Genomic DNA, 19,546 nt, shown 5'->3' on the forward strand with positions numbered 1-19,546 from the left:
AGTTTTGGTTAATAAAAACGGATTTAAAAAAAGAACCATGAACAATTCTAGTTCACAGCTCCATTATTTATAATATTCTTTTCTGTTGGCTGGTATTTACTATGTTTTAATTTACCAATTTGGTGCTCTCGACCATCATTAACAATAAATTCATCAACAGCACCACAATGCTCACAAACTACCACAATTTGATACCGTTGCGAGTCATCATTATTCGTATCCATCCAATTTCTTTCCGCAATTACTAACGGCTGTTCATGGCACTGATAACAAGAAATCCCTAGTTTACATTCTTCCCTAAAAGGATCTCCTGTTTTTCCTACCATTCCATAACGGTCCTCACCATGGACATTATCAAAATTATTGTAAAACATCTAATCACTTCTTTAATATTCAACTGCTTTTGCACGTTTTATCTTAATAACAAAGACTACTATTATTTCCATTACAAAAATTGAAATCGCACAAATAATAAAGAGGATATGATAAGAGGTCGCTTCAATCATCAATCCACCAAATAGCGGACCAATTGCCTTTCCTAAAGAAGAAAATGCGTTCAGAATTCCCTGATACTTTCCCTTAACAGCAACCGGTGAAAGGCTGTTTACAATGGCAGGCATTGTTGGCAGAGCAGTGGCTTCACCGATTGTCAGAACGACCATTGCCGCAACAAACCAGCTATATGAGTGAGCGTAAAGTAATAAGACAAATGAGAAACCAATTGTAAACATCCCAATAAATACTTGCGCATATGGCCGATTAACCCAGCGATTAAGCCAAGTAATTCCTAATTGGAAAACAACAATTAAAATCCCATTTAATGTCCACAAAAGACTATATTTTGTCATCGAGATTCCTTGATCAGTCATGAAAACTGATAGGTTACTTGCCCATTGTTCATACATTGTCCAGATTACAACTAAGGCAATGAAGAAGATCCAGTTAATCCATAAGTTAGCTTGAGGCATCTTAATATTAACTGTCTTGTTCTCTTCTTCAGCTTCCATATCTTCGGTCTTTACAACTGTTTGTTGACTATCCTTAAAGAAAAAGATAACAACAAGTGAGAACATTGTATAAAGGATTGTGGTAATCAAAAACATTGGTGAAACATTGCCATCTGCATACTGATAAAGCGGGCCGACAATAGTAGTTCCAATCACCATTCCCAAGTTATTGGCAAAATACAACATATTAAAAACATAACGACCATCTCGACCTGAACGAGTCGCAAAAGAATTAACCATTGTAATGATCCAGCCATTAAAGAATCCAATAACTGTTAAAAGAATTCCATATATCGGCCAGCCATTGAAGAAAATCATAATAGCCATTACGATTGTCGCTAGCAGTGTCCCGCCAATCATTAATTTCCGCGGGTTAGCTCGGTCAAATAGCATTCCGCTAATATAACTTCCGACAACATTTGCTCCCGAATAAAAGAGTAAAACGATTCCCGATACAGTTAATGACTCATGCAACTGATCGTGAATATAAATTGTTGTTAATGGCCAGACAAAACTATTCCCAATACTTCCAAGGAACATTCCGAATAAAAGCCATTTTAATTCTACGCCTTGACGGTTCATTGTTTACGCCTCCTCAATTACTATCATACTGTTTATTTTTTTAAAAACATTTTTAATGTCTTAAGCGCACTAAAAGGGCTACCTCAGTTTTTACTGAAATGCCCTCTTAGAAATTTAGTTTTTAATTATTATCTTCAGGGATATAGGAAATCGAAGTGAACTTATTATAAGACTTTGCAAATAATAATTTAACTGTCCCCCGCGGACCACTACGATTCTTTTCAATGATGACTTCAACTTCACTAGCATTTGATCCATCGTCATCCTGATTATTTCCCGGGTTATTATTATCTTCCGAATCTTCATCGTGCTCATAATAGTCATCACGATAAAGGAAACTAACAATATCTGCATCCTGTTCAATCGATCCAGATTCACGAATATCAGATAAAACCGGGCGCTTGTCTTGTCGCTGTTCAACTCCCCGCGACAACTGTGATAGGGCAATAACTGGAACTTCTAATTCCTTTGCCAGTTTCTTTAGTTGTCGAGAAATTTCTGAAACTTCTTGTTGCCGGTTATCAGGATTACTCCCTTCAATCAACTGAAGGTAATCAATTACGATCAATCCTAAGTTGCCTTTTTCCTTTGCTAAGCGCCGACAACGTGCCCGAATTTCTGCTACCTTGATTCCTGGTGTATCGTCAATATAGATACTAGCGTTACTCAAGGCACCAGTTGCAATAAATAAACTTTGCCATTCATCCTGCGTAAGCTGTCCGGTCCGTAAGTGGTTAGCGTTAATATTTCCTTCAGCACAAAGCATCCGGTTTGCTAAAGACTCCGCACCCATTTCAAGACTGAAAATTGCGACCGTATTATCGGTTCTAGTTGCAACGTTTTGAGCAATATTCAAAACAAAGGCAGTCTTCCCAACAGCAGGTCGTGCCGCAATAATCACCAACTCATCTTTATGCAGACCAGTCGTCATCTCATCTAATTGAGCATATCCAGTTGAAAGTCCAGTAATCTCTGAATCTTGACTAGAGAGCTCACTGACATGATTAATTGACTCTTGTAAAACGTCACTAATACTTTTAAAACCAGTTTGACGACTATTTTCCGAAACTGACATAATTTCTTGCTCAGCCCGGTCAAGTTGATCTTCAATTTTATCATTTCCGGCATAGCTATCATTGATAATCTTGGTTGCAGTATTGATCAACCGTCGTGAAATCGCCTTATCATGAACAATCTTTGAGTAATAGACAACATTAGCAGCCGTCGGAACCGCTGTTGCAAGTTCAGCAATATAAGCAACGCCACCAATATTTTCCGTTTGATTATCCTGATCAAGGACATTTTTCATCGTTAACGGATCGATTGGCTGGTCCGCATCATTTAGTTGGACCATCTTTTCAAAAATAATTTGGTGAGCCTTCCGATAAAAATCTTGCGGCTCAAGATATTCCATCGCATCAGCCAACGCGTTTTTACTTAAAAAAGCAGCTCCAAGAACTGCTTTTTCTGCTTCAATATCGCGTGGCTCTTCTTGCACTGGTGCATTATCCATGACGATACCGCTCCTTAAATCTATTAATCCTCATTACTTTTCAGCAATGTGAACACGAATTTGAGCTTCGACTTCTGGATGAAGTTTGATTGGCACATTTACGTAGCCAAGCGCCTTAATTGGAGCCGCCAGCTCAATCTTTCGCTTATCAATTTTAAGGTCAAATTGTTTTTGTAAAGCAGTTGCAATTTGTTTTGTTGAAATTGAACCAAACATCCGGCCATCTGTACCGGCTTTTCCACTTAATTCAACAACTGTATTATCATCTTCAAGAATCTTCTTCATCCGCTTGGCATCAGCTAATTCTTCAGCAGCATGTTTTTCTTCAGCACGTTGTTGACCCTTTAGTTGGCTCATCGCCGCCTTAGTAGCTTGTTTTGCTAATCCACGCTTAATTAAGTAGTTTTGAGCATAGCCATCTGGAACTTCCTTAATTTGACCACGTTGACCACGGCCTCGTACATCTTGTGTAAAAATAACTTTCATTATGATCACTCCTCTGTATCGTCTTGCTCTTTATCAGGTTTAGTTAGAATATCAACTAACTCTTGCTTGACATGTGTAATATCTTTATCACTGATTTGTGTAGCAGCATTTGCAAGGTGACCGCCACCACCCATTTTTTCCATGATTACCTGGACGTTGACATTTCCCATTGAGCGTGCTGAAATTCCGATCTTGTTATCAGCACGTTCAAAAATTACAAATGAAGCTTCAATCCCACTCATTTGGAGCAACATATCAGCAGCCTGGGCAGCCGTGACAGGATCATAAACCTGTCCCTCTTCACCCGTACATAATGCTATTTTATCATTTATTTCCGCTCTTGAAATCAAATGATTACGCATCATGAAGGTTTCTGGATTTTCTTTCATAAATGATTGAATCATTAAACCATCGGCACCAGCAGAACGCAAGTAACTAGCTGCATCAAAAGTTCGCGTACCAGCACTCTTGGTGAATGATTTTGTATCAACCTGAATCCCTGTTAGCATTGCCGTTGCTTCAAGCTTGTTAAGTCCTTTTCCTTCACGTGGTTGGTACTCAAACATTTCCGTAATTAACTCACAAGTTGATGAGGCATATGGTTCGATATAAACAAGCAATGGATTTTCAGGAAAGTCCTCGCCGCGACGGTGGTGGTCAATGATAACAAGTCTGTTTTGCATTTTATCATATAATTCAGGAGCAATGGTAATTCCCCGCTTAGCATGGTCAACCATTACTAACAAACTGTTATTTGTCGCTTTTTCTAACGCTTCGACTGGTGAAATAATATGGTCCCTAATCGTCTGGTAATTATCAATCTCATGCATCAAACGTTGAATATCAGAGTGTGGATGTTCATCATCAATCACAATCCAACATTCTTTACCGTTCATTTCCGCAATCCGTCGAATCCCCAAACAGGCACCGATTGAATCCATATCTGGATTGGTGTGGCCCATCACAAATAATTGGTCTGATTGAGCCATTAATTCTTGTAATGCTTGACTAATCATCCGTGCTCGTACCCGGGTTCGTTTCTCCATCGGGTTGGTCTTTCCACCATAGAAACGTGCCTCCTGATCTTGAGCCCGAACAACAACTTGGTCTCCACCACGACCTAACGCGAGGTCAAGGTTATTTTGTGCTGTATCAGCAAGTTTTATCAGATCATTTTCGCCATAAGCAATTCCTACGCTAAGAGTAACTGGCGAATTTTGCTTGGATGTATTTTCACGGATAACATCAAGAATCTTGAATTTTTGTTTTTCAAGTTCTTTTAATGAAGCTTGATGTCCAATAATCAAGTAGTTATCATCATCAATGATCTTCATCAATAAGTGATTAGCAACTGCCCAATCGCTTATTTGTGAAGTTACGTAATTATGAAGATTAGAGACATCAGAATCACTCATTCCTTGAATCAACTCATCATAGTTATCTAGGTAAATATTACCAATGAAGATTTGTTCATCCTTATATTGTGCACTAATCTGTTCATATTTTGTAATATCTAATAAATAAACTACCTGTCCGTGATGCTGAACCAAAAATTCAAATTGATGGTCACGCCATGTCACTACTTGTGTTTGCTTATCATCTGCATGATCTTTTATTAATTCCGCTAATTTTACATCAACATCTGCAATCGGCTTCCCTACAACAATTTCAAGATTAAAATAACGCGCCATATATGGATTAATCCATTCAACCTCATGACGCTTATTTAACATAATCATTCCCATGGGCATTTCCAGTAATGCTTCTTGTTGCCCACGTTGGACTTTATACGTTAATTCATTTAAATATTCATGAGCATCGACTAATAATTTTCTTAACCGCCGAATACTAATAGCTCCACCAATAACTGCGATTACTAAAACAATTAGTCCAATAATCCAGTTATCCATAAACCCTAAAATAAGCCCAATGATTGTTAAAAGCACTATATAGCAGACATTCCAGCGGACGGCTGGGTGTTCAAAATAAAACTCCCAGTTCTCACGACTGAAAATTTTTCGCATGCTAGTCCTCCTAAAAATAGCTTTAAATTATTAATTGGATAAATCTATCATATCACATCAAATACTTAGTCAATAGATTATATCATCTAATGGGTAACTATAATAGGTGTTGAGCCACAAGTGAATCGGTTACTAATACATTTGCATATTTTCCAGCTAAGGCCGCTTTGATTGCTTTTAACTTATTCATTCCACCAGCGATAAGAACTGATTCCCGAGCTTGTTTTAGATCATCTAAAGCAATAGCAACTGTGCGATCATTTAACTGGTCATCAACGATTTTCCCGCGTTCATCAATAAAGCGAGAAACAAGGCCCCCGGCTGCTTTCTCTTGCAAGGTTTTAATTTGCTGATCATTAAAATAACCTAGTTCAAATAGCGTTGCATCTTGTTCCGTCGTTTCTACCGTAAAAAGTGCCACGCTTGTCCGCTTACCAGTATCTAAAATCTCGTTAATAAATTTATCTTTTATCACCATCTCTTTAATTTGCTTATTTTCGAAAATTAAAGGAAGCGGAAGAATCTGCGCCTGGGTATGGTAGCATTTATTAAAACATTTAGTAACCTCTACAACATAATTATTATGAGTAGAGTTCGCCACTGTTCCTTTCAAATAGACCACCTGAACATTTTTACGGTCATTTGGTATCAATTGACGTGCTACGCTGACCAGTGTCTTTCCCCAACTAACACCAATAACATCATTATCCTTAACTTTTTTATCAAGGTAACGAGCCGTGGCCTTACCTAAAGATGATAAAATTTCAGCCGTTTCATTGCTTTCTGGAATACTAATAATGACATCCTTTAGTTGATACTTTTTTTTAATTGGTGCTGCAGATCTTCAATATTGCTAAGGGGATCATTTATTGAAATTTTGACAATATTTTTCTCGCGTGCAAATTGAAGTAATCGAGAAATTGTTGGTCGCGATAAATTTAGTTTTTTTCCGATTTCTGCTTGGGTAGCGCCATCTAAATAGTAAAGTTTACTAACCTGGACGGCCTGTTTAATTTGTTGCTTACTATCCACTCGCAATCCCTCATTTATGTTTTATTATTAATCTATAATAACATTAAAATAGTTCAGAGGCTGATTTTCACCAACCGCTGAACTATTTTCGACATTATTCTATTCTTTACCAATAACTTGCATACTATGGCTAACGCCCAACCTTGTAGCTCCAGCATTAATCATTGCTTCTGCTTCTTCGGTTGTATGAATACCACCAGAAGCCTTTACTTCAGTGGGAGTTTCTTTAGTAGCTGCTGACATTAATTCAACATCATGAACTGCTGCTCCACGGGTTGAGAAACCTGTTGATGTTTTTACAAAGTCAGCACCTGCATCAGCAACAATCTTAGATGCCTTAGTGATTTCATCATCAGTTAGCAAAGCTGTTTTAATAATTACCTTTGCCACCTTATTGGCATTATGAGCAACTTTAACAACTGTCTTAATATCATCAGCTACTTTAGCATAATTTTTGCCTTTCATTTCGCCGATATTCATAACCATATCGACTTCATCAACACCATCTTTAATCGCTTACTCAGTTTCAAAAACTTTTGTTGCAGTTGTAGTGGCTCCAAGAGGAAAACCAATAACAGTTGCTGTTACTACATCAGTTTCTTCTAATGCTTTATGAGTTTTAGCAACCCAGTATGGATTAATCATAACAGTATGAAAATGATTATCAATTGCTTGCTTAATAACTTTTTCTACTTGTGCTTCTGTTGCTTCGGGACTTAGTAAAGTATGATCAATATATTTATTTAGTTTCATCTTAGAGTCACTCCTTTTCTATAATTTAAAAATTAAAGAGACCTATAAAAAGGTCTCTTTAATTAATATTACTAGTGGAAACTAGTCTTCTGCAACGAATGGCAAAAGACCCATGATCCGTGCACGCTTGATAGCGATAGTTAACTTACGTTGGTTTTTAGCACTGGTACCAGTAACCCGACGTGGTAAGATCTTACCACGTTCAGAAATGAACCGACGTAATAAATCAGTGTCTTTGTAATCGATGTATTCGATGTGGTTTGCGGCGATGAAGTCGACCTTACGACGACGACGTCCGCCCCGACGTTGTTGTGCCATGAAATTACCCTCCTATTCTGAGTAAAAATTTATTTAGAATGGTAATTCGTCATCAGCTAAATCAATGGATTGACCACCATCATCACTACTTCCAGGGAACTGGTTGCCAGCATTTTGATTGGGATCGAAACCATTGTCCATACTTGGTGACGGATTACTTTGAGGAGCATTATTTCCAGGTTGTGATTGACTGCCATATTGTGGAGCCTGAGCACCAAACGATTGTTGGTTATTGTTAAATGGCTGTTGAACGCCTGATTGGTTCACACCACCATTTTGACGAGGTTCTAACAATGCAAAGTTATCTACAACAACTTCGGTAACATATACACGGTTACCCTGTTGGTTTTCATAATTCCGGGTTTGAATACGCCCTTCAATTCCAACAAGTGAACCCTTATGCGTAAAGTTACTAAAGTTTTCAGCGGATTTACGCCAAATAACGCAATTGATAAAGTCAGCATCACGATCACCATTTTGGTTTCGGAATTGCCGATCAACAGCTAACGTAAATGAAACAACAGCCGTCCCGCTGGTTGTGTACCGCAACTCGGGATCTCTTGTTAAACGCCCAGTTAAGACTGCACGATTAAGCATAGATCTTTCTCCTCTCTTTACTTTATTGACAAATTAATTAAGCATCAAGCTTAACAATCATGTGACGTAGGATATCATCACTGAACTTAGCTAAACGATCAAATTCGTTTAAAGCTTGGTCTGAATCAGTAGTTAAGTTTACCACGTGGTAAGTACCTTCAGTGTACTTAGCGATTGGGTAAGCAAAACGACGAGTTGACCAATCCTTTGAGTCAGCGATAGTTGCACCATTGTCCGCCAAGATCTTGTCGAATCGGTCTACCAATTCGCTCTTTGCAGATTCTTCGATATCAGGACGAATGATGTAAGTAATTTCATATTTGCGTGTTTCCATGAATGTTACACCTCCTTATGGACTCTGGCTCTTCTCGCTATTTGAGAAGAACAAGGAAAGTAGACGTCATTACGTATACTCACAGACATAAAATATAGCATAAAATTCTATTTAAAACAAGGAACATCTAACAAGAAATCCTAAATGTTGCGGTCACTATAACTATATATACGTAAAATATCTACTTTCTCACTTTATTTTTTTAATTTTCTGTTGGTTGATTTTCTTCTTGTGAGGAATTATTAGTTACTTCTTCAGTCTCCTCATCGACTTCTTTATCCACCTTTGCAATCGTAGCAACACGGGCACCATTATCCATCTTAATTAAGTGAACACCAACCGCAGATCGTCCAGTTTGCGATACACTTTCAATGCCAAAACGAATAATTACTCCCTGGTCAGTCACTAACATGATATCTTCATCACCATTGACAGTCGTTAAACCAACCAGCGGGCCATTCTTTGCAGTAACATTAACTGTCTTAACTCCTAATCCGCCCCGGCCTTTGATTGGGTATTCAGAAGCAGGAGTTTGCTTTCCAAAACCATTTTCACTAATTACAAGTACCTTGCTATCAGAATTAAGAGGGGCAGCGCCAATTACGTAGTCTTCATCTCGTAAACGAATCCCACGAACTCCAGCCGCGCTTCGTCCCATTGACCGAACAACTGATGATTTAAAGCTAAGAGCATATCCATTATGAGTACCAATAATCATTGGCTGATCTTCACTAATAACTTCTACATCAATCAATTCATCGTTTTCATGGAGATTAAGCGCCTTTAATCCATTACTTCGAATATTCTTAAACTCTGTTACTGCTGTCCGTTTAACTGTTCCTAGCTTAGTAGTAAAGAAGAGGTATTTATCATCATCGTTAGTTTCATGTGAAACATTGATAACAGCGCTAATCTTCTCTTTATTATTAATTCCAAGCAGGTTAATAATTGGAATTCCCTGCGCAGCCCGACCATATTCAGGAACTTCATACCCTTTCATTGAGTATACTTTTCCTGAATTAGTAAAGAAGAGCAACATATCATGAGTTGAGCTAGAAATTAGTTGTTCAATAAAATCATCTTTATGAACTCCCATTCCCTTAACACCACGACCCCCACGATGCTGAGACTTAAATTCATCAACTGGAAGACGTTTAATGTATCCATTGTGGGTCAAGGCAACGATAATATCTTCTTCTTCAATTAAGTCTTCATCTTCAATATTGGTAATATCACCAACTTGAAGTTCAGTCCGCCGTTCATCTCCAAAACGTTTTTGAATTTCCATCAATTCGTCATAAATGATTTGATTGATCCGTTCACGATGAGCAAGAATATCCTTGTAATCAGCAATTGCTGCCATTAATTTTTGGTATTCATCCTCTATCTTTTCCCGTTCTAGACCGGTCAACCGAACTAACCGCATATCGAGGATAGCTTGAGCCTGTCGATCTGATAAACCATAATTATTCATCAACTCATTTTTCGCTACTTCACTTGTTTGTGAATTACGAATAATATTAATTATCTCATCAATATGGTCTAAAGCGATCCGCAATCCGGCAACAATGTGCGCACGATTCTGGGCTTTCTTTAATTCAAATTCCGTTCGCCGCCGTACAACTGATTCCTGGTGTTCCAGATAATATTGCAAGATTTGTTTCAAGCTTAAAATCTTTGGAGCCCCATTAACAATTGCTAGCATATTGAAGTTAAAAGTTGTTTGCATCAAGGTCATCTTGTAAAGATTATTCAAGATAACTTCAGCACTGGCATCACGACGAACATCAATTACGATTCGCATTCCGTCACGGTCAGTTTCATCGTTAACATCAGTAATTCCATCAATATCTTTATTCCGAGCTAATTCAGCAATTCGTTCAATTAACTTTGCCTTATTAACCATGTATGGAATTTCGTGAACAATGATCCGTTGCTTACCATTCTTCTGTTCTTCAATATCAACTTTTGCTCGAACAATAATAGTTCCCCGACCGGTTTCATAAGCTTTACGAATACCGGACTTACCCATTACTACTCCACCAGTTGGAAAGTCGGGACCAGGAATAGCCTTCATTAGTCCTTCCGTTGTAATATCAGGGTTATTCATTAACATATGCAGGCCATTAATCACCTCACCTAAATTATGGGTTGGAATATTAGTAGCCATCCCCACGGCAATCCCTGAGGCACCGTTAACTAATAAATTAGGAAAACGAGCTGGTAATACATCCGGTTCTTTTTCAGTACCATCATAGTTATCATGGAAATCAACGGTATTTTTATTGATATCCCGAAGCATTTCAACTGCAATTTTGCTCATCTTTGCTTCAGTATAACGCATGGCGGCCGCTCCATCACCATCAACTGACCCGAAGTTACCGTGACCATCAACAAGCATGTAACGATAACTAAAGTCTTGAGCCATCCGCACAAGTCCTTCATAAATTGAAGAGTCACCATGTGGGTGGAACTTACCCATTACATCCCCGACAATCCGGGCTGACTTCTTGTAAGGCTTATCGGGAGTAACCCCTAATTCATTCATTCCATATAGAATCCGGCGTTGTACCGGTTTTAATCCATCACGGACGTCTGGAAGCGCACGTGAAACAATAACACTCATTGCATAATCCAAGAATGAGTTTTTCATCTGACTCGTAAGATTTACATCCGTGATCCGATTAGGCATATCTTGTTCAGCCAATGTCGTTCCTCCTTTTTTGCGTTAGCAGTAAACAACAGTTAATTACAGGTCAAGGTTTTCAACGAACTTAGCATTTTGCTCAATAAAGTCGCGCCGTGGTCCGACCTTGGTTCCCATTAGCATTGGGAAAATCTTATCAGCCTGTTCTGCGTCGTCTAGTTTTACTCGTAATAGGTGCCGATTTTCTGGGTCCATTGTTGTTTCCCATAATTGCTCAGCATCCATTTCACCTAGCCCTTTGTAACGCTGAATAACTGGCTTAGGACTTGGCTGCAGTGAGCTTACAACCTGCTCTAGTTCTTCATCAGAGTCAATGTATTTTACAAATTTACCTTGCCGAACTTGATATAGCGGCGGTTGGGCAATATAAACATACCCATGCGTAATCATTGGTTTCATAAAGCGGTAGAACAAGGTTAACAGTAATGTCCGAATGTGGGCACCATCGACATCCGCATCAGTCATGATAATCAATTTATGGTAATTAGCCTTTGTAATATCAAAGTCATCCCCAAAACCTGTTCCAAGAGCGGTAAATAGAGAACGAATTTCGTCATTAGCTAGAACTCGATCAAGGGTTGCTTTTTCAACATTCAAGATCTTTCCTCGAATTGGAAGGATTGCCTGGGTGAGTCGCGAACGTCCCTGCTTTGCTGATCCACCGGCAGAATCCCCTTCGACAATAAATAATTCTGAAATTTCAGGATCCTTACTGGTGTTATCAGCTAACTTACCTGGCAAATTGCTAATTTCAAGACCACTCTTTTTACGAGTAACTTCCCGTGCCCGTTTAGCAGCCACTCTTGCTTTGGAAGCGAGTTGACCTTTTTCAATAATTTGCCGCGCTTCGTCTGGGTGTTCTAATAAGAATCGGTTAAATGTTGCCGCAAAGACATGGTCAGTCGCTGTTCGTGCATCTGAATTTCCTAACTTAGTCTTAGTCTGTCCCTCGAATTGCGGATCAGGGTGCTTAATGGAGATAACAGCAGTTAAACCTTCCCGTACGTCATCTCCTGATAAGGTCTCATTCGACTTTAAAACACCTGCTTTGTGGCCGTAGTCATTAATAACGCGTGTAAGAGCCATCTTAAATCCGGTCTCATGAGTTCCACCTTCATAAGTATGAATATTGTTAGTAAAAGTTAGTAAGTTGCTACGATATGAATCTGTATATTGTAAGGAAACTTCAACAGTAATATCATTTTCTTTACCTTCCACGTAAATTGGTGGATCAAATAAAACATTTTGATCTTCATTAAGGTATTCAACATAATGACGAATACCACCTTCATAATGGAATTCTTTCCGTTCATGATCTGTTTGTCGTAAGTCTTCGATCGTGATTTTAAGTCCCTTATTTAAGAAAGCTAATTCTCTTAAACGATCAGTTAAAGTTTTAATATTGTAAGTCGTTGTTTCACGGAAAATTTCTGGATCCGGCTTAAAGTGAACGGTTGTACCATGCTCAGTTTCTGGAAGTCCTTCTTCAATTACCTTCATTGCAGACTTAACATGACCATGATCAAAATCCATGTAGTAACGTTTACCTTGACGAGCAACTTTAACATCTAATTCAGTAGATAAGGCATTTACAACAGAAGCCCCTACCCCGTGAAGACCTCCAGAAACCTTATATCCGCCGCCGCCAAATTTTCCTCCGGCGTGCAGAACAGTAAAGACCGTTTCTAAGGCTGACTTTCCAGTTTCTTTTTGCGTATCAACTGGAATTCCCCGACCATTATCCTTAACAGTAATACTGTTATCTGGATTAACTACAACATTAATTTCATCACAGAATCCTGCTAAGGCTTCATCAATTCCGTTATCGACAATTTCCCAAACAAGGTGATGAAGTCCCTGGGCTGAAGTGGAACCAATGTACATTCCGGGACGCTTTCGAACTGCATCCAATCCCTTTAAAACCTGAATTTGACTAGCATCGTATTCGCTAGCCAATTCCATCTTGGTTTCTTTTTGTTGTTCGTTGCTCACTTTACTTCCTCCTTATTCAAAGTGCCGTGCTCAATTTCAAAAATCGTGGGTTCATTAATTAGCTGGCGAGCAACATCACTCAGACTGGTTGTCGTCAAAAATGTTTGAACTTTATTCTGAATGGCTGTTAACAGGTGTGTTTGTCGAATCGTATCTAGTTCCGATAACACATCGTCCAATAATAATAATGGATACTCGCCTGTTTGCTCTTTCATCAAATCAATCTCTGCTAGTTTTACTGATAGTGCTGTCGTTCGCTGTTGTCCTTGCGATCCAAAAGCCTGTACATTTTTATCATTTACCAGAAAGCGGATATCATCACGATGGGGGCCGTAAATTGTTGTCCCCTGCTCAATTTCACGCTGTTCGTTGTCTTGATATAATTTAAAAAGGGCCTGATAAGCCTCTTCAGCAGTAGTCTCATCATTAACCTTTAATTGATTAATGTATTCAAGCTGTAATGATTCCTTATTCAGTGAAATCTCTTGATGTAAATCAGCTGCCCATCCTTCAAGGTGCTTTAAAAAATGTTGACGGGCAATAATTACTTCCGCACCAAAAGCAGCAAGCTGATCAGATAGGACTCCTAAAAGGACGCGATCAGTTTGTTGCTTATATTTTAGTTGCTTTAAATATTTGTTTTTTTGTCGTAAGAGTGTGCGGTATTGGCCTGCATTGTAGAGGTACTTGCTACTCATCTGGCTAAATTCTCGATCCATAAAGTGGCGCCGTAAAGCTGGGGACCCTTTTACCAACGACAAGTCCTCAGGAGCAAATAATATTGCATTTAGTTGACCAACATACTGTGATAATCGCGCTTGTTCTAAATGATTTACCTTTGCCTTTTTTCCTTTACTTGAGAATTGTAATTCAAGTGGAATCTTGCCAATACTTTTCTCTACTGTGCCACTTATTAGAGCTGATTTTTCTTGCCAATTAATAAGTTCATGGTCATTACTTGTTCGATGACTCTTGGTCAGGGAAAGAACATAGATTGCCTCTAGCATATTCGTTTTACCCTGTGCATTATGACCAATTAAAACGTTCACTCCAGGGTTGAAGTGAACGGTTAGATCCTGATAATTTCGAAAGTGATGTAAATGCAATTCCGTCAGAATCATGCTTATCCCTACTTACTCTTAATAACAAGTAATTGGTGGTCAGGAATTTGAATCTTATCTTCGGGATATAATTTGCGTCCTCGCCGATCATCTGGCTCATCATTTACTAATACAGTATTTTCTTTTAGAAACCATTTAGCTGCTCCGCCAGTAGGAATAATCCCCTCTTCTTTGAGTAACTGGCCGAGTGTAATAAATGGACTATCAATCAACACTGACTTTTCTTCCATTTTTTTCACCTACTTTTGTAATTCTATTATACCACATTATTTGATCTAATTTTGCGTTATTAGCCTTTCTGAGCGCATTAACTTATTTTAGCCTTTTTTATCAAAATTCGGTTAAATTTGCTCTATGGTCAAAAATCTGAATATAAACTAGCAATACTAATAAAATTTAATCTATGGCAAATAAAAAAGAGGTTACAAAACAAAACGTTCTGTAGTCTCTTTTTTATAAAACTTATATAAGACCTTTCTTAGAATGTCCGTACTGGTGTAATTAAGTGGACAAAGTTTTCTTGATCTTCTGTTGGCACCAAGGTAAATGGTCGCAACGGTGAAGTAAATGAAATCTTGATCGTTGCCTGACCAAAAGAACGCAAAGCATCTTTCATGTAGTTAGGATTGAACGAGATTTCAAGATCATTACCATCAAGAGCAGACGTGACTACCTTTTCTTCAACGGTACCGATATCTGGAGAATCACCACTAATTCGGACAAGACTTTCTGATGGCTTTAGACTTAACTTAACCACATCATTACGGCTTTCATGAGATAAAAGCGAAGCACGCTCAATTGATGATAGAAATGTCCCAGCTTCTAGTTCAACTGTTGTATCAGCAGTTTGTGGAATTAACTGGCTTGTTTCCGGATAGTTCCCTTCTAGTAATCGCGAATAGAAATGAGTATTACCAAAAATAAACAATACTTGATTTTCGGTTACTTGCATTTGTACATCTTCATGGACATCGCTAATCATTCCAGAAAGTTCTTCCATGCTCTTTCCAGGAATAATCACATCAAAATCTATGCTGTTATCGATGTTTTCGAGGACCACTTTCCGTTGTGCAAGTCGATGACTATCTGTTGCAACAGCTGTTAGGACGCCATCTTTTAACGTCATATGCACCCCGGCAAGGATTGGGCGACTTTCTTGCTTAGATACCGCAATAACAGTTTGACGAATTACTTCTTTAAGGATGTCGTTAGGAAGGGTTACTGATTTATTAGTTTCAATTTCTGGTAAATGAGGAAAGTTTTCAGCATCTTGGCCATTAATTTGAAACTTAGCTGAACCGGAAGTAATATCTGCTTGAAAACCACTTGTAACTTCAATAGTTACTTTTTTGTCTGGCAGCTTTTTAACAATATCACTGAAGAAGCGGGCTGGTAATACAATAGCGCCAGTGGCTTCAATTATTAAATCGTTCTCAGCATCATTAGCATTAATAACACTTTCAATAGTGATGTCAGAATTGCTACCAGTTAACACAATGTTGTCTTCGTTTACGACCATCTTTAATCCAGTAAGAATTGGAATTGTGGTTTTAGATGAAATGGCACGTAAGACATTATTTAGTTGACTAATGAATGCAGATCGGTTAATTGTAAAATTCATATGTTTCAGTCCTTTTGTGTGTAAGTATATAAATATATTTAATAGTTTAAAATGTAGTCGTAGTAGTAGGGCCTGTTAATACTGTGGAAAACTATTTAAACACCTTTTATTGCGAGTTATCCACCTGTTGATAACTTGTGGATAAGTTTGAGGATAATTATTATACTTATCCACAGCTTATGATCGTAGTTTAGCTTTTAATTTTGTAATATCGTTTTGTAAGTCAGTATCCTTTTTTAGTTCTGCCTCGATTTTATCGATAGCATGTAAAACGGTGGTATGGTCTTTGCCGCCGAATTCGTTGCCGATTTTTGGCAACGAGGAATCGGTGAGTTCTCGAGAAAGATACATAGCGATTTGGCGAGGCATAACAATTTGTTTAACTCGCTTTTTACCAAGGATATCTCCTTGAGTTATATTATAAAAATCAGCGACTTGTTTTTGAATTGTAGCGATTGATATTTCGTTTTTGGCTACGCGGTGAAGTCCCTTTAATGCTTGAGATGCTAAGCTTGGCGTGATTCGCTCACCGCTTAAATTAGCAAATGCTTGAACCTTTGTTAAGGCTCCTTCTAGTTCACGAATGTTTGTATCGATTTGGCCAGCGATATAATTAAGGGTGTCGTTTCCAATATCAATATGATCTTCCTCAACTTTACTCCGCAAGATGGCAATTCTTGTCTCTAAGTCAGGAGGAGTAATTTCGACAGTAAGTCCCCATCTGAAACGTGATACAAGCCGGTCTTGCAGTTCGGGAATCTCATTTGGAATCCGATCAGATGTCATAACAATTTGTTTTTTGCGATCATGAAGGGCATTAAAAGTATTGAAAAATTCTAGCTGTGTTCCCTCTTTGTTGGCTAAAAATTGAATATCATCAATTAATAGGAGATCAAGGTTACGATATTCTTCTCTTAATTGTTCAGTCGTATTATTACGAATAGCATTAATATAATCGTTGGTAAAATCCTCACTCGTCACATATTTGACACGCGAATTTGGATTAACTTGAAGCATATGGTTACCGATCGCTTCCATTAAGTGGGTTTTTCCTAAACCAACCCCCCCATAAATAAAGAGCGGGTTGTAAAGGCTGCCCGGACTTTCGGCAACGGCAAATGCTGCAGCGTGTGCCATTTTATTTCCTTCTCCAACAACGAATGTTCCAAAGTTATAATGAGGATTAAGAGGAGTGTCCATCTCAAAAGAAAGAGTTGGATCATCTTCTGTTTTTTTATTTGTATAGGTAAATTCTCCCTCTAAAATATAATGCGGCTCAATATTACGTCCCAATTCATGTTGAGCGAATTCTTTAAGCTGTGTATTTAAATTTTTGCGCCAAAAATCGCGGTGCACCGGAGTGGGCACCTCGATTTCCAGTTGATTTTGAGAGAGAGAAATTGCTTTTGCCGGAGCAATCAAAGTGTCAAAGGTAACCGGAGTGGTATCCTGACGAAATGAATTTTGGATCGCTTCCCACAGAGAATCGAGCTCAGTCAAAATAATTTCCTCCTAAAGTATTAAATTACAAACGGTATTTTATCATTACATGGGAAAGTTTTCCACAACCAAGTGGATAATAATAAAAAAGTTTACACAACACTGTGTGTAAATTAATAATATTGCTGTGAAAAATGGGGAAAAGGAGATTCCATTATCACTTATCCACAGAATTGTGTTGATATATGCTATTTATATAGCAGTAAACTAGAGAGTTATCAACACCTGAAAGGCCACTTGTGGATAACTTTATCAACAGGTGTGAATCTGGGGATAATCTCTGAAAAACATTGTTGATAACTTGTCCACAAATTATGAATTTACACAACGCTGTGGATTATTTTGCTAATTTTGTTAATAATCAAAAAAATTTAAATAAAAATTCGCCGTTTATTAATTTCGGTAAGTGTGTTATACTACCAAAGTATGTTTGAAGAGATCGTCTTTTAGACTCTAGAAACCAAACCACTCGAATTTAATAGGAGGTGCAATTGTATGAAGCGCACGTTTCAACCAAAGAAGCGTCACCGTGCACGTGTCCATGGCTTCCGTAAGCGCATGAGCACCAGTAACGGCCGTAAGGTATTAGCACGTCGGCGTCAAAAGGGCAGAAAAGTATTATCTGCATAACCACGGCCACTTTTATAGTGGCTTTTTTTATTGTGTGGGGCAGGGCAGTCAGCTTGACGAGCAATTTGAATCGTTAAAGTTGTCGTATGCCCGGCCCTATTTTTATATCTACTTAAATTAAGGCTGGGGATTATACAAATGAGAAAATCATATCGCGTAAAAAAGGAAAGTGAGTTTCAACGGGTTTTTGAAACCCATAATTCCGTGGCCAACCACAAATTTGTCGTATATCAAATGGAAAAGCCAGGACAAAAACATTTTCGTGTCGGTATTTCTGTTGGAAAAAAGATTGGAAATGCTGTGCATCGTAATTGGGTTAAGCGGCGTATTCGTCAAACATTATTAGAGGTGAAACCGCAATTACGGTCTGATGTTGATTTCTTGGTTATTGCTCGGTCAGCGGCAGATGGTTTATCAATGGCAGAAACAAAGAAAAACCTAGTGCACGTTTTAAAGCGAGCACATTTGTTAGATGAAAAAAGTGAGGATTAGGATTTGAATAAGAAAACAAAAAAATTCCTAAGCTTGGGAGCAATCATGAGCTTGACCCTATTTTTAGCTGCTTGCTCCAATAAGCCAATTACTAGTCATAGTACTGGTATCTGGGACCACTACATTATCTATAACTGTTCACAATTTATCATTTGGTTATCAAAGCACTTTGGCGGATATGGAATGGGGATCATTATCTTTACGATCATCATCCGGATCATCTTACTGCCATTGATGTTCTACCAAACAAAGACCATGATGAAGACGCAAGAACTTGCTCCTCAATTAAAGGCAATTCAGAAAAAGTACTCATCACGTGATCGCGAGTCAATGCAAAAGATGCAAATGGAGACGCAGAAGCTCTATAAAGAAGCAGGAGTTAATCCATGGGCTTCGATGCTTCCGTTGCTGGTTCAGCTACCAGTTATGTGGGCTCTTTATCAAGCAATCTGGCGGACCTCAGCCTTACGGAATGGAACTTTCTTGTGGCTTCAGTTAGGTCACCCGGACCCATACTACATTATGCCTATTCTAGCGGCATTATTTACATTTATTAGTTCATGGTTATCCATGGCTTCAATGCCCGAAAAAAACTCAATGACAACTACAATGACGTGGTTTATGCCGATTATGGTATTCTTCATGGCATTGGGATTCTCTTCAGCTATTACCTTATACTGGGTAGTAACAAATGCCTTCCAAGTTGTCCAAACGCTTATCATCCAGAATCCATTTAAGATTCGTCGTGAACGTGAAGAAAAGCAACGGGCTGAAAAAGCAAAACGTCGCAAGATTGAAAAAGCAAAACGTCGCGCTTACCAAAGTCGGCGGAAATAA

19 protein-coding genes and 1 pseudogene are annotated in these 19,546 nt (G+C 38.4%); 3 read left to right on the forward strand and 17 right to left on the reverse strand.

Going from position 1 to position 19,546, the window contains the following annotated elements:
* Positions 1-47 precede the first annotated feature (47 nt).
* From QOS06_RS06825 to dnaA, 17 genes and pseudogenes are all read right to left on the reverse strand, one after another.
* Positions 48-374: a hypothetical protein gene (locus QOS06_RS06825; RefSeq protein ID WP_003670217.1), complete on the reverse strand. Its 327-nt coding sequence runs from the start codon at positions 372-374 to the stop codon at positions 48-50.
* 12 nt (positions 375-386) lie between these two features.
* Entirely contained in the window at positions 387-1,589 is a 1,203-nt protein-coding gene (locus QOS06_RS06830) for an MDR family MFS transporter (protein WP_003670216.1), read from the reverse strand.
* A 121-nt stretch (positions 1,590-1,710) separates the two neighbouring features.
* On the reverse strand, positions 1,711-3,102 hold the full coding sequence (dnaB, locus tag QOS06_RS06835; RefSeq protein WP_003670215.1) for a replicative DNA helicase: 1,392 nt from the start codon (positions 3,100-3,102) through the stop codon (positions 1,711-1,713).
* A gap of 33 nt (positions 3,103-3,135) precedes the next feature.
* On the reverse strand, positions 3,136-3,588 hold the full coding sequence (gene rplI, locus QOS06_RS06840; RefSeq protein WP_003665243.1) for a 50S ribosomal protein L9: 453 nt from the start codon (positions 3,586-3,588) through the stop codon (positions 3,136-3,138).
* Positions 3,589-3,593: 5 nt separating this feature from the next.
* Entirely contained in the window at positions 3,594-5,612 is a 2,019-nt protein-coding gene (locus QOS06_RS06845; protein ID WP_283595684.1) for a DHH family phosphoesterase, read from the reverse strand.
* Between the two features lie 97 nt (positions 5,613-5,709).
* Positions 5,710-6,441, reverse strand: coding sequence for a sugar-binding transcriptional regulator (locus tag QOS06_RS06850; protein WP_324295225.1), 732 nt, complete (start codon positions 6,439-6,441; stop codon positions 5,710-5,712).
* Positions 6,420-6,644 (reverse strand): sigma factor-like helix-turn-helix DNA-binding protein, encoded by a 225-nt coding sequence (locus QOS06_RS06855; RefSeq protein ID WP_229411678.1) that lies wholly within the window; start codon positions 6,642-6,644, stop codon positions 6,420-6,422. The genes QOS06_RS06850 and QOS06_RS06855 overlap by 22 nt, the downstream gene beginning before the upstream one ends.
* A gap of 99 nt (positions 6,645-6,743) precedes the next feature.
* Positions 6,744-7,397 (reverse strand): annotated as a pseudogene (deoC, locus tag QOS06_RS06860) (deoxyribose-phosphate aldolase).
* An 81-nt stretch (positions 7,398-7,478) separates the two neighbouring features.
* Positions 7,479-7,715, reverse strand: coding sequence for a 30S ribosomal protein S18 (rpsR, locus tag QOS06_RS06865; protein ID WP_003665240.1), 237 nt, complete (start codon positions 7,713-7,715; stop codon positions 7,479-7,481).
* Between the two features lie 33 nt (positions 7,716-7,748).
* Positions 7,749-8,312 carry a single-stranded DNA-binding protein gene (gene ssb / locus QOS06_RS06870; RefSeq protein WP_085680870.1) on the reverse strand — a complete coding sequence of 188 codons (564 nt, stop codon included), beginning with the start codon at positions 8,310-8,312 and terminating at the stop codon, positions 7,749-7,751.
* A gap of 37 nt (positions 8,313-8,349) precedes the next feature.
* On the reverse strand, positions 8,350-8,646 hold the full coding sequence (gene rpsF, locus QOS06_RS06875; RefSeq protein WP_003665235.1) for a 30S ribosomal protein S6: 297 nt from the start codon (positions 8,644-8,646) through the stop codon (positions 8,350-8,352).
* Between the two features lie 202 nt (positions 8,647-8,848).
* Positions 8,849-11,353, reverse strand: a complete 2,505-nt coding sequence (gyrA, locus tag QOS06_RS06880; RefSeq protein WP_085680872.1) for a DNA gyrase subunit A — start codon at positions 11,351-11,353, stop codon at positions 8,849-8,851.
* Positions 11,354-11,395: 42 nt separating this feature from the next.
* Positions 11,396-13,315 (reverse strand): DNA topoisomerase (ATP-hydrolyzing) subunit B, encoded by a 1,920-nt coding sequence (gene gyrB, locus QOS06_RS06885; protein ID WP_502868065.1) that lies wholly within the window; start codon positions 13,313-13,315, stop codon positions 11,396-11,398.
* Between the two features lie 26 nt (positions 13,316-13,341).
* A complete protein-coding gene (gene recF / locus QOS06_RS06890) occupies positions 13,342-14,466 on the reverse strand; it encodes a DNA replication/repair protein RecF (protein WP_283595688.1) in 1,125 nt (374 codons plus the stop codon).
* An 8-nt stretch (positions 14,467-14,474) separates the two neighbouring features.
* On the reverse strand, positions 14,475-14,696 hold the full coding sequence (gene yaaA, locus QOS06_RS06895; protein WP_003665230.1) for a S4 domain-containing protein YaaA: 222 nt from the start codon (positions 14,694-14,696) through the stop codon (positions 14,475-14,477).
* 248 nt (positions 14,697-14,944) lie between these two features.
* Positions 14,945-16,087 (reverse strand): DNA polymerase III subunit beta, encoded by a 1,143-nt coding sequence (dnaN, locus tag QOS06_RS06900; RefSeq protein ID WP_085680874.1) that lies wholly within the window; start codon positions 16,085-16,087, stop codon positions 14,945-14,947.
* Positions 16,088-16,264: 177 nt separating this feature from the next.
* Entirely contained in the window at positions 16,265-17,587 is a 1,323-nt protein-coding gene (dnaA, locus tag QOS06_RS06905) for a chromosomal replication initiator protein DnaA (protein ID WP_085680876.1), read from the reverse strand.
* A 495-nt stretch (positions 17,588-18,082) separates the two neighbouring features.
* Between dnaA and rpmH the strand changes: the two genes are divergently transcribed.
* The 3 genes from rpmH (at position 18,083) to yidC (ending at position 19,546) form a co-directional block, all read left to right on the forward strand.
* Complete coding sequence (gene rpmH / locus QOS06_RS06910) at positions 18,083-18,217, forward strand: 50S ribosomal protein L34 (protein WP_003665227.1); 135 nt, start codon at positions 18,083-18,085, stop codon at positions 18,215-18,217.
* A gap of 138 nt (positions 18,218-18,355) precedes the next feature.
* On the forward strand, positions 18,356-18,709 hold the full coding sequence (gene rnpA / locus QOS06_RS06915; RefSeq protein ID WP_003665224.1) for a ribonuclease P protein component: 354 nt from the start codon (positions 18,356-18,358) through the stop codon (positions 18,707-18,709).
* Positions 18,710-18,712: 3 nt separating this feature from the next.
* Entirely contained in the window at positions 18,713-19,546 is an 834-nt protein-coding gene (yidC, locus tag QOS06_RS06920; RefSeq protein WP_004562481.1) for a membrane protein insertase YidC, read from the forward strand.

The sequence above is a fragment of the Limosilactobacillus sp. DJ3M12 genome (assembly GCF_947381695.1).
Taxonomy (GTDB): Bacteria; Bacillota; Bacilli; order Lactobacillales; family Lactobacillaceae; genus Limosilactobacillus; species Limosilactobacillus kinnaridis.

Excerpts from the sequence above, each read along its gene's own strand:
- QOS06_RS06825 (WP_003670217.1), bottom strand. The coding sequence starts at position 374 with ATGTTTTACAATAATTTTGATAATGTCCATGGTGAGGACCGTTATGGA.
- QOS06_RS06830 (WP_003670216.1), bottom strand. The coding sequence starts at position 1,589 with ATGAACCGTCAAGGCGTAGAATTAAAATGGCTTTTATTCGGAATGTTC.
- dnaB (WP_003670215.1), bottom strand. The coding sequence starts at position 3,102 with ATGGATAATGCACCAGTGCAAGAAGAGCCACGCGATATTGAAGCAGAA.
- rplI (WP_003665243.1), bottom strand. The coding sequence starts at position 3,588 with ATGAAAGTTATTTTTACACAAGATGTACGAGGCCGTGGTCAACGTGGT.
- QOS06_RS06845 (WP_283595684.1), bottom strand. The coding sequence starts at position 5,612 with ATGCGAAAAATTTTCAGTCGTGAGAACTGGGAGTTTTATTTTGAACAC.
- rpsR (WP_003665240.1), bottom strand. The coding sequence starts at position 7,715 with ATGGCACAACAACGTCGGGGCGGACGTCGTCGTCGTAAGGTCGACTTC.
- ssb (WP_085680870.1), bottom strand. The coding sequence starts at position 8,312 with ATGCTTAATCGTGCAGTCTTAACTGGGCGTTTAACAAGAGATCCCGAG.
- rpsF (WP_003665235.1), bottom strand. The coding sequence starts at position 8,646 with ATGGAAACACGCAAATATGAAATTACTTACATCATTCGTCCTGATATC.
- gyrB (WP_502868065.1), bottom strand. The coding sequence starts at position 13,315 with ATGGAATTGGCTAGCGAATACGATGCTAGTCAAATTCAGGTTTTAAAG.
- recF (WP_283595688.1), bottom strand. The coding sequence starts at position 14,466 with ATGATTCTGACGGAATTGCATTTACATCACTTTCGAAATTATCAGGAT.
- yaaA (WP_003665230.1), bottom strand. The coding sequence starts at position 14,696 with ATGGAAGAAAAGTCAGTGTTGATTGATAGTCCATTTATTACACTCGGC.
- dnaN (WP_085680874.1), bottom strand. The coding sequence starts at position 16,087 with ATGAATTTTACAATTAACCGATCTGCATTCATTAGTCAACTAAATAAT.
- rpmH (WP_003665227.1), top strand. The coding sequence starts at position 18,083 with ATGAAGCGCACGTTTCAACCAAAGAAGCGTCACCGTGCACGTGTCCAT.
- rnpA (WP_003665224.1), top strand. The coding sequence starts at position 18,356 with ATGAGAAAATCATATCGCGTAAAAAAGGAAAGTGAGTTTCAACGGGTT.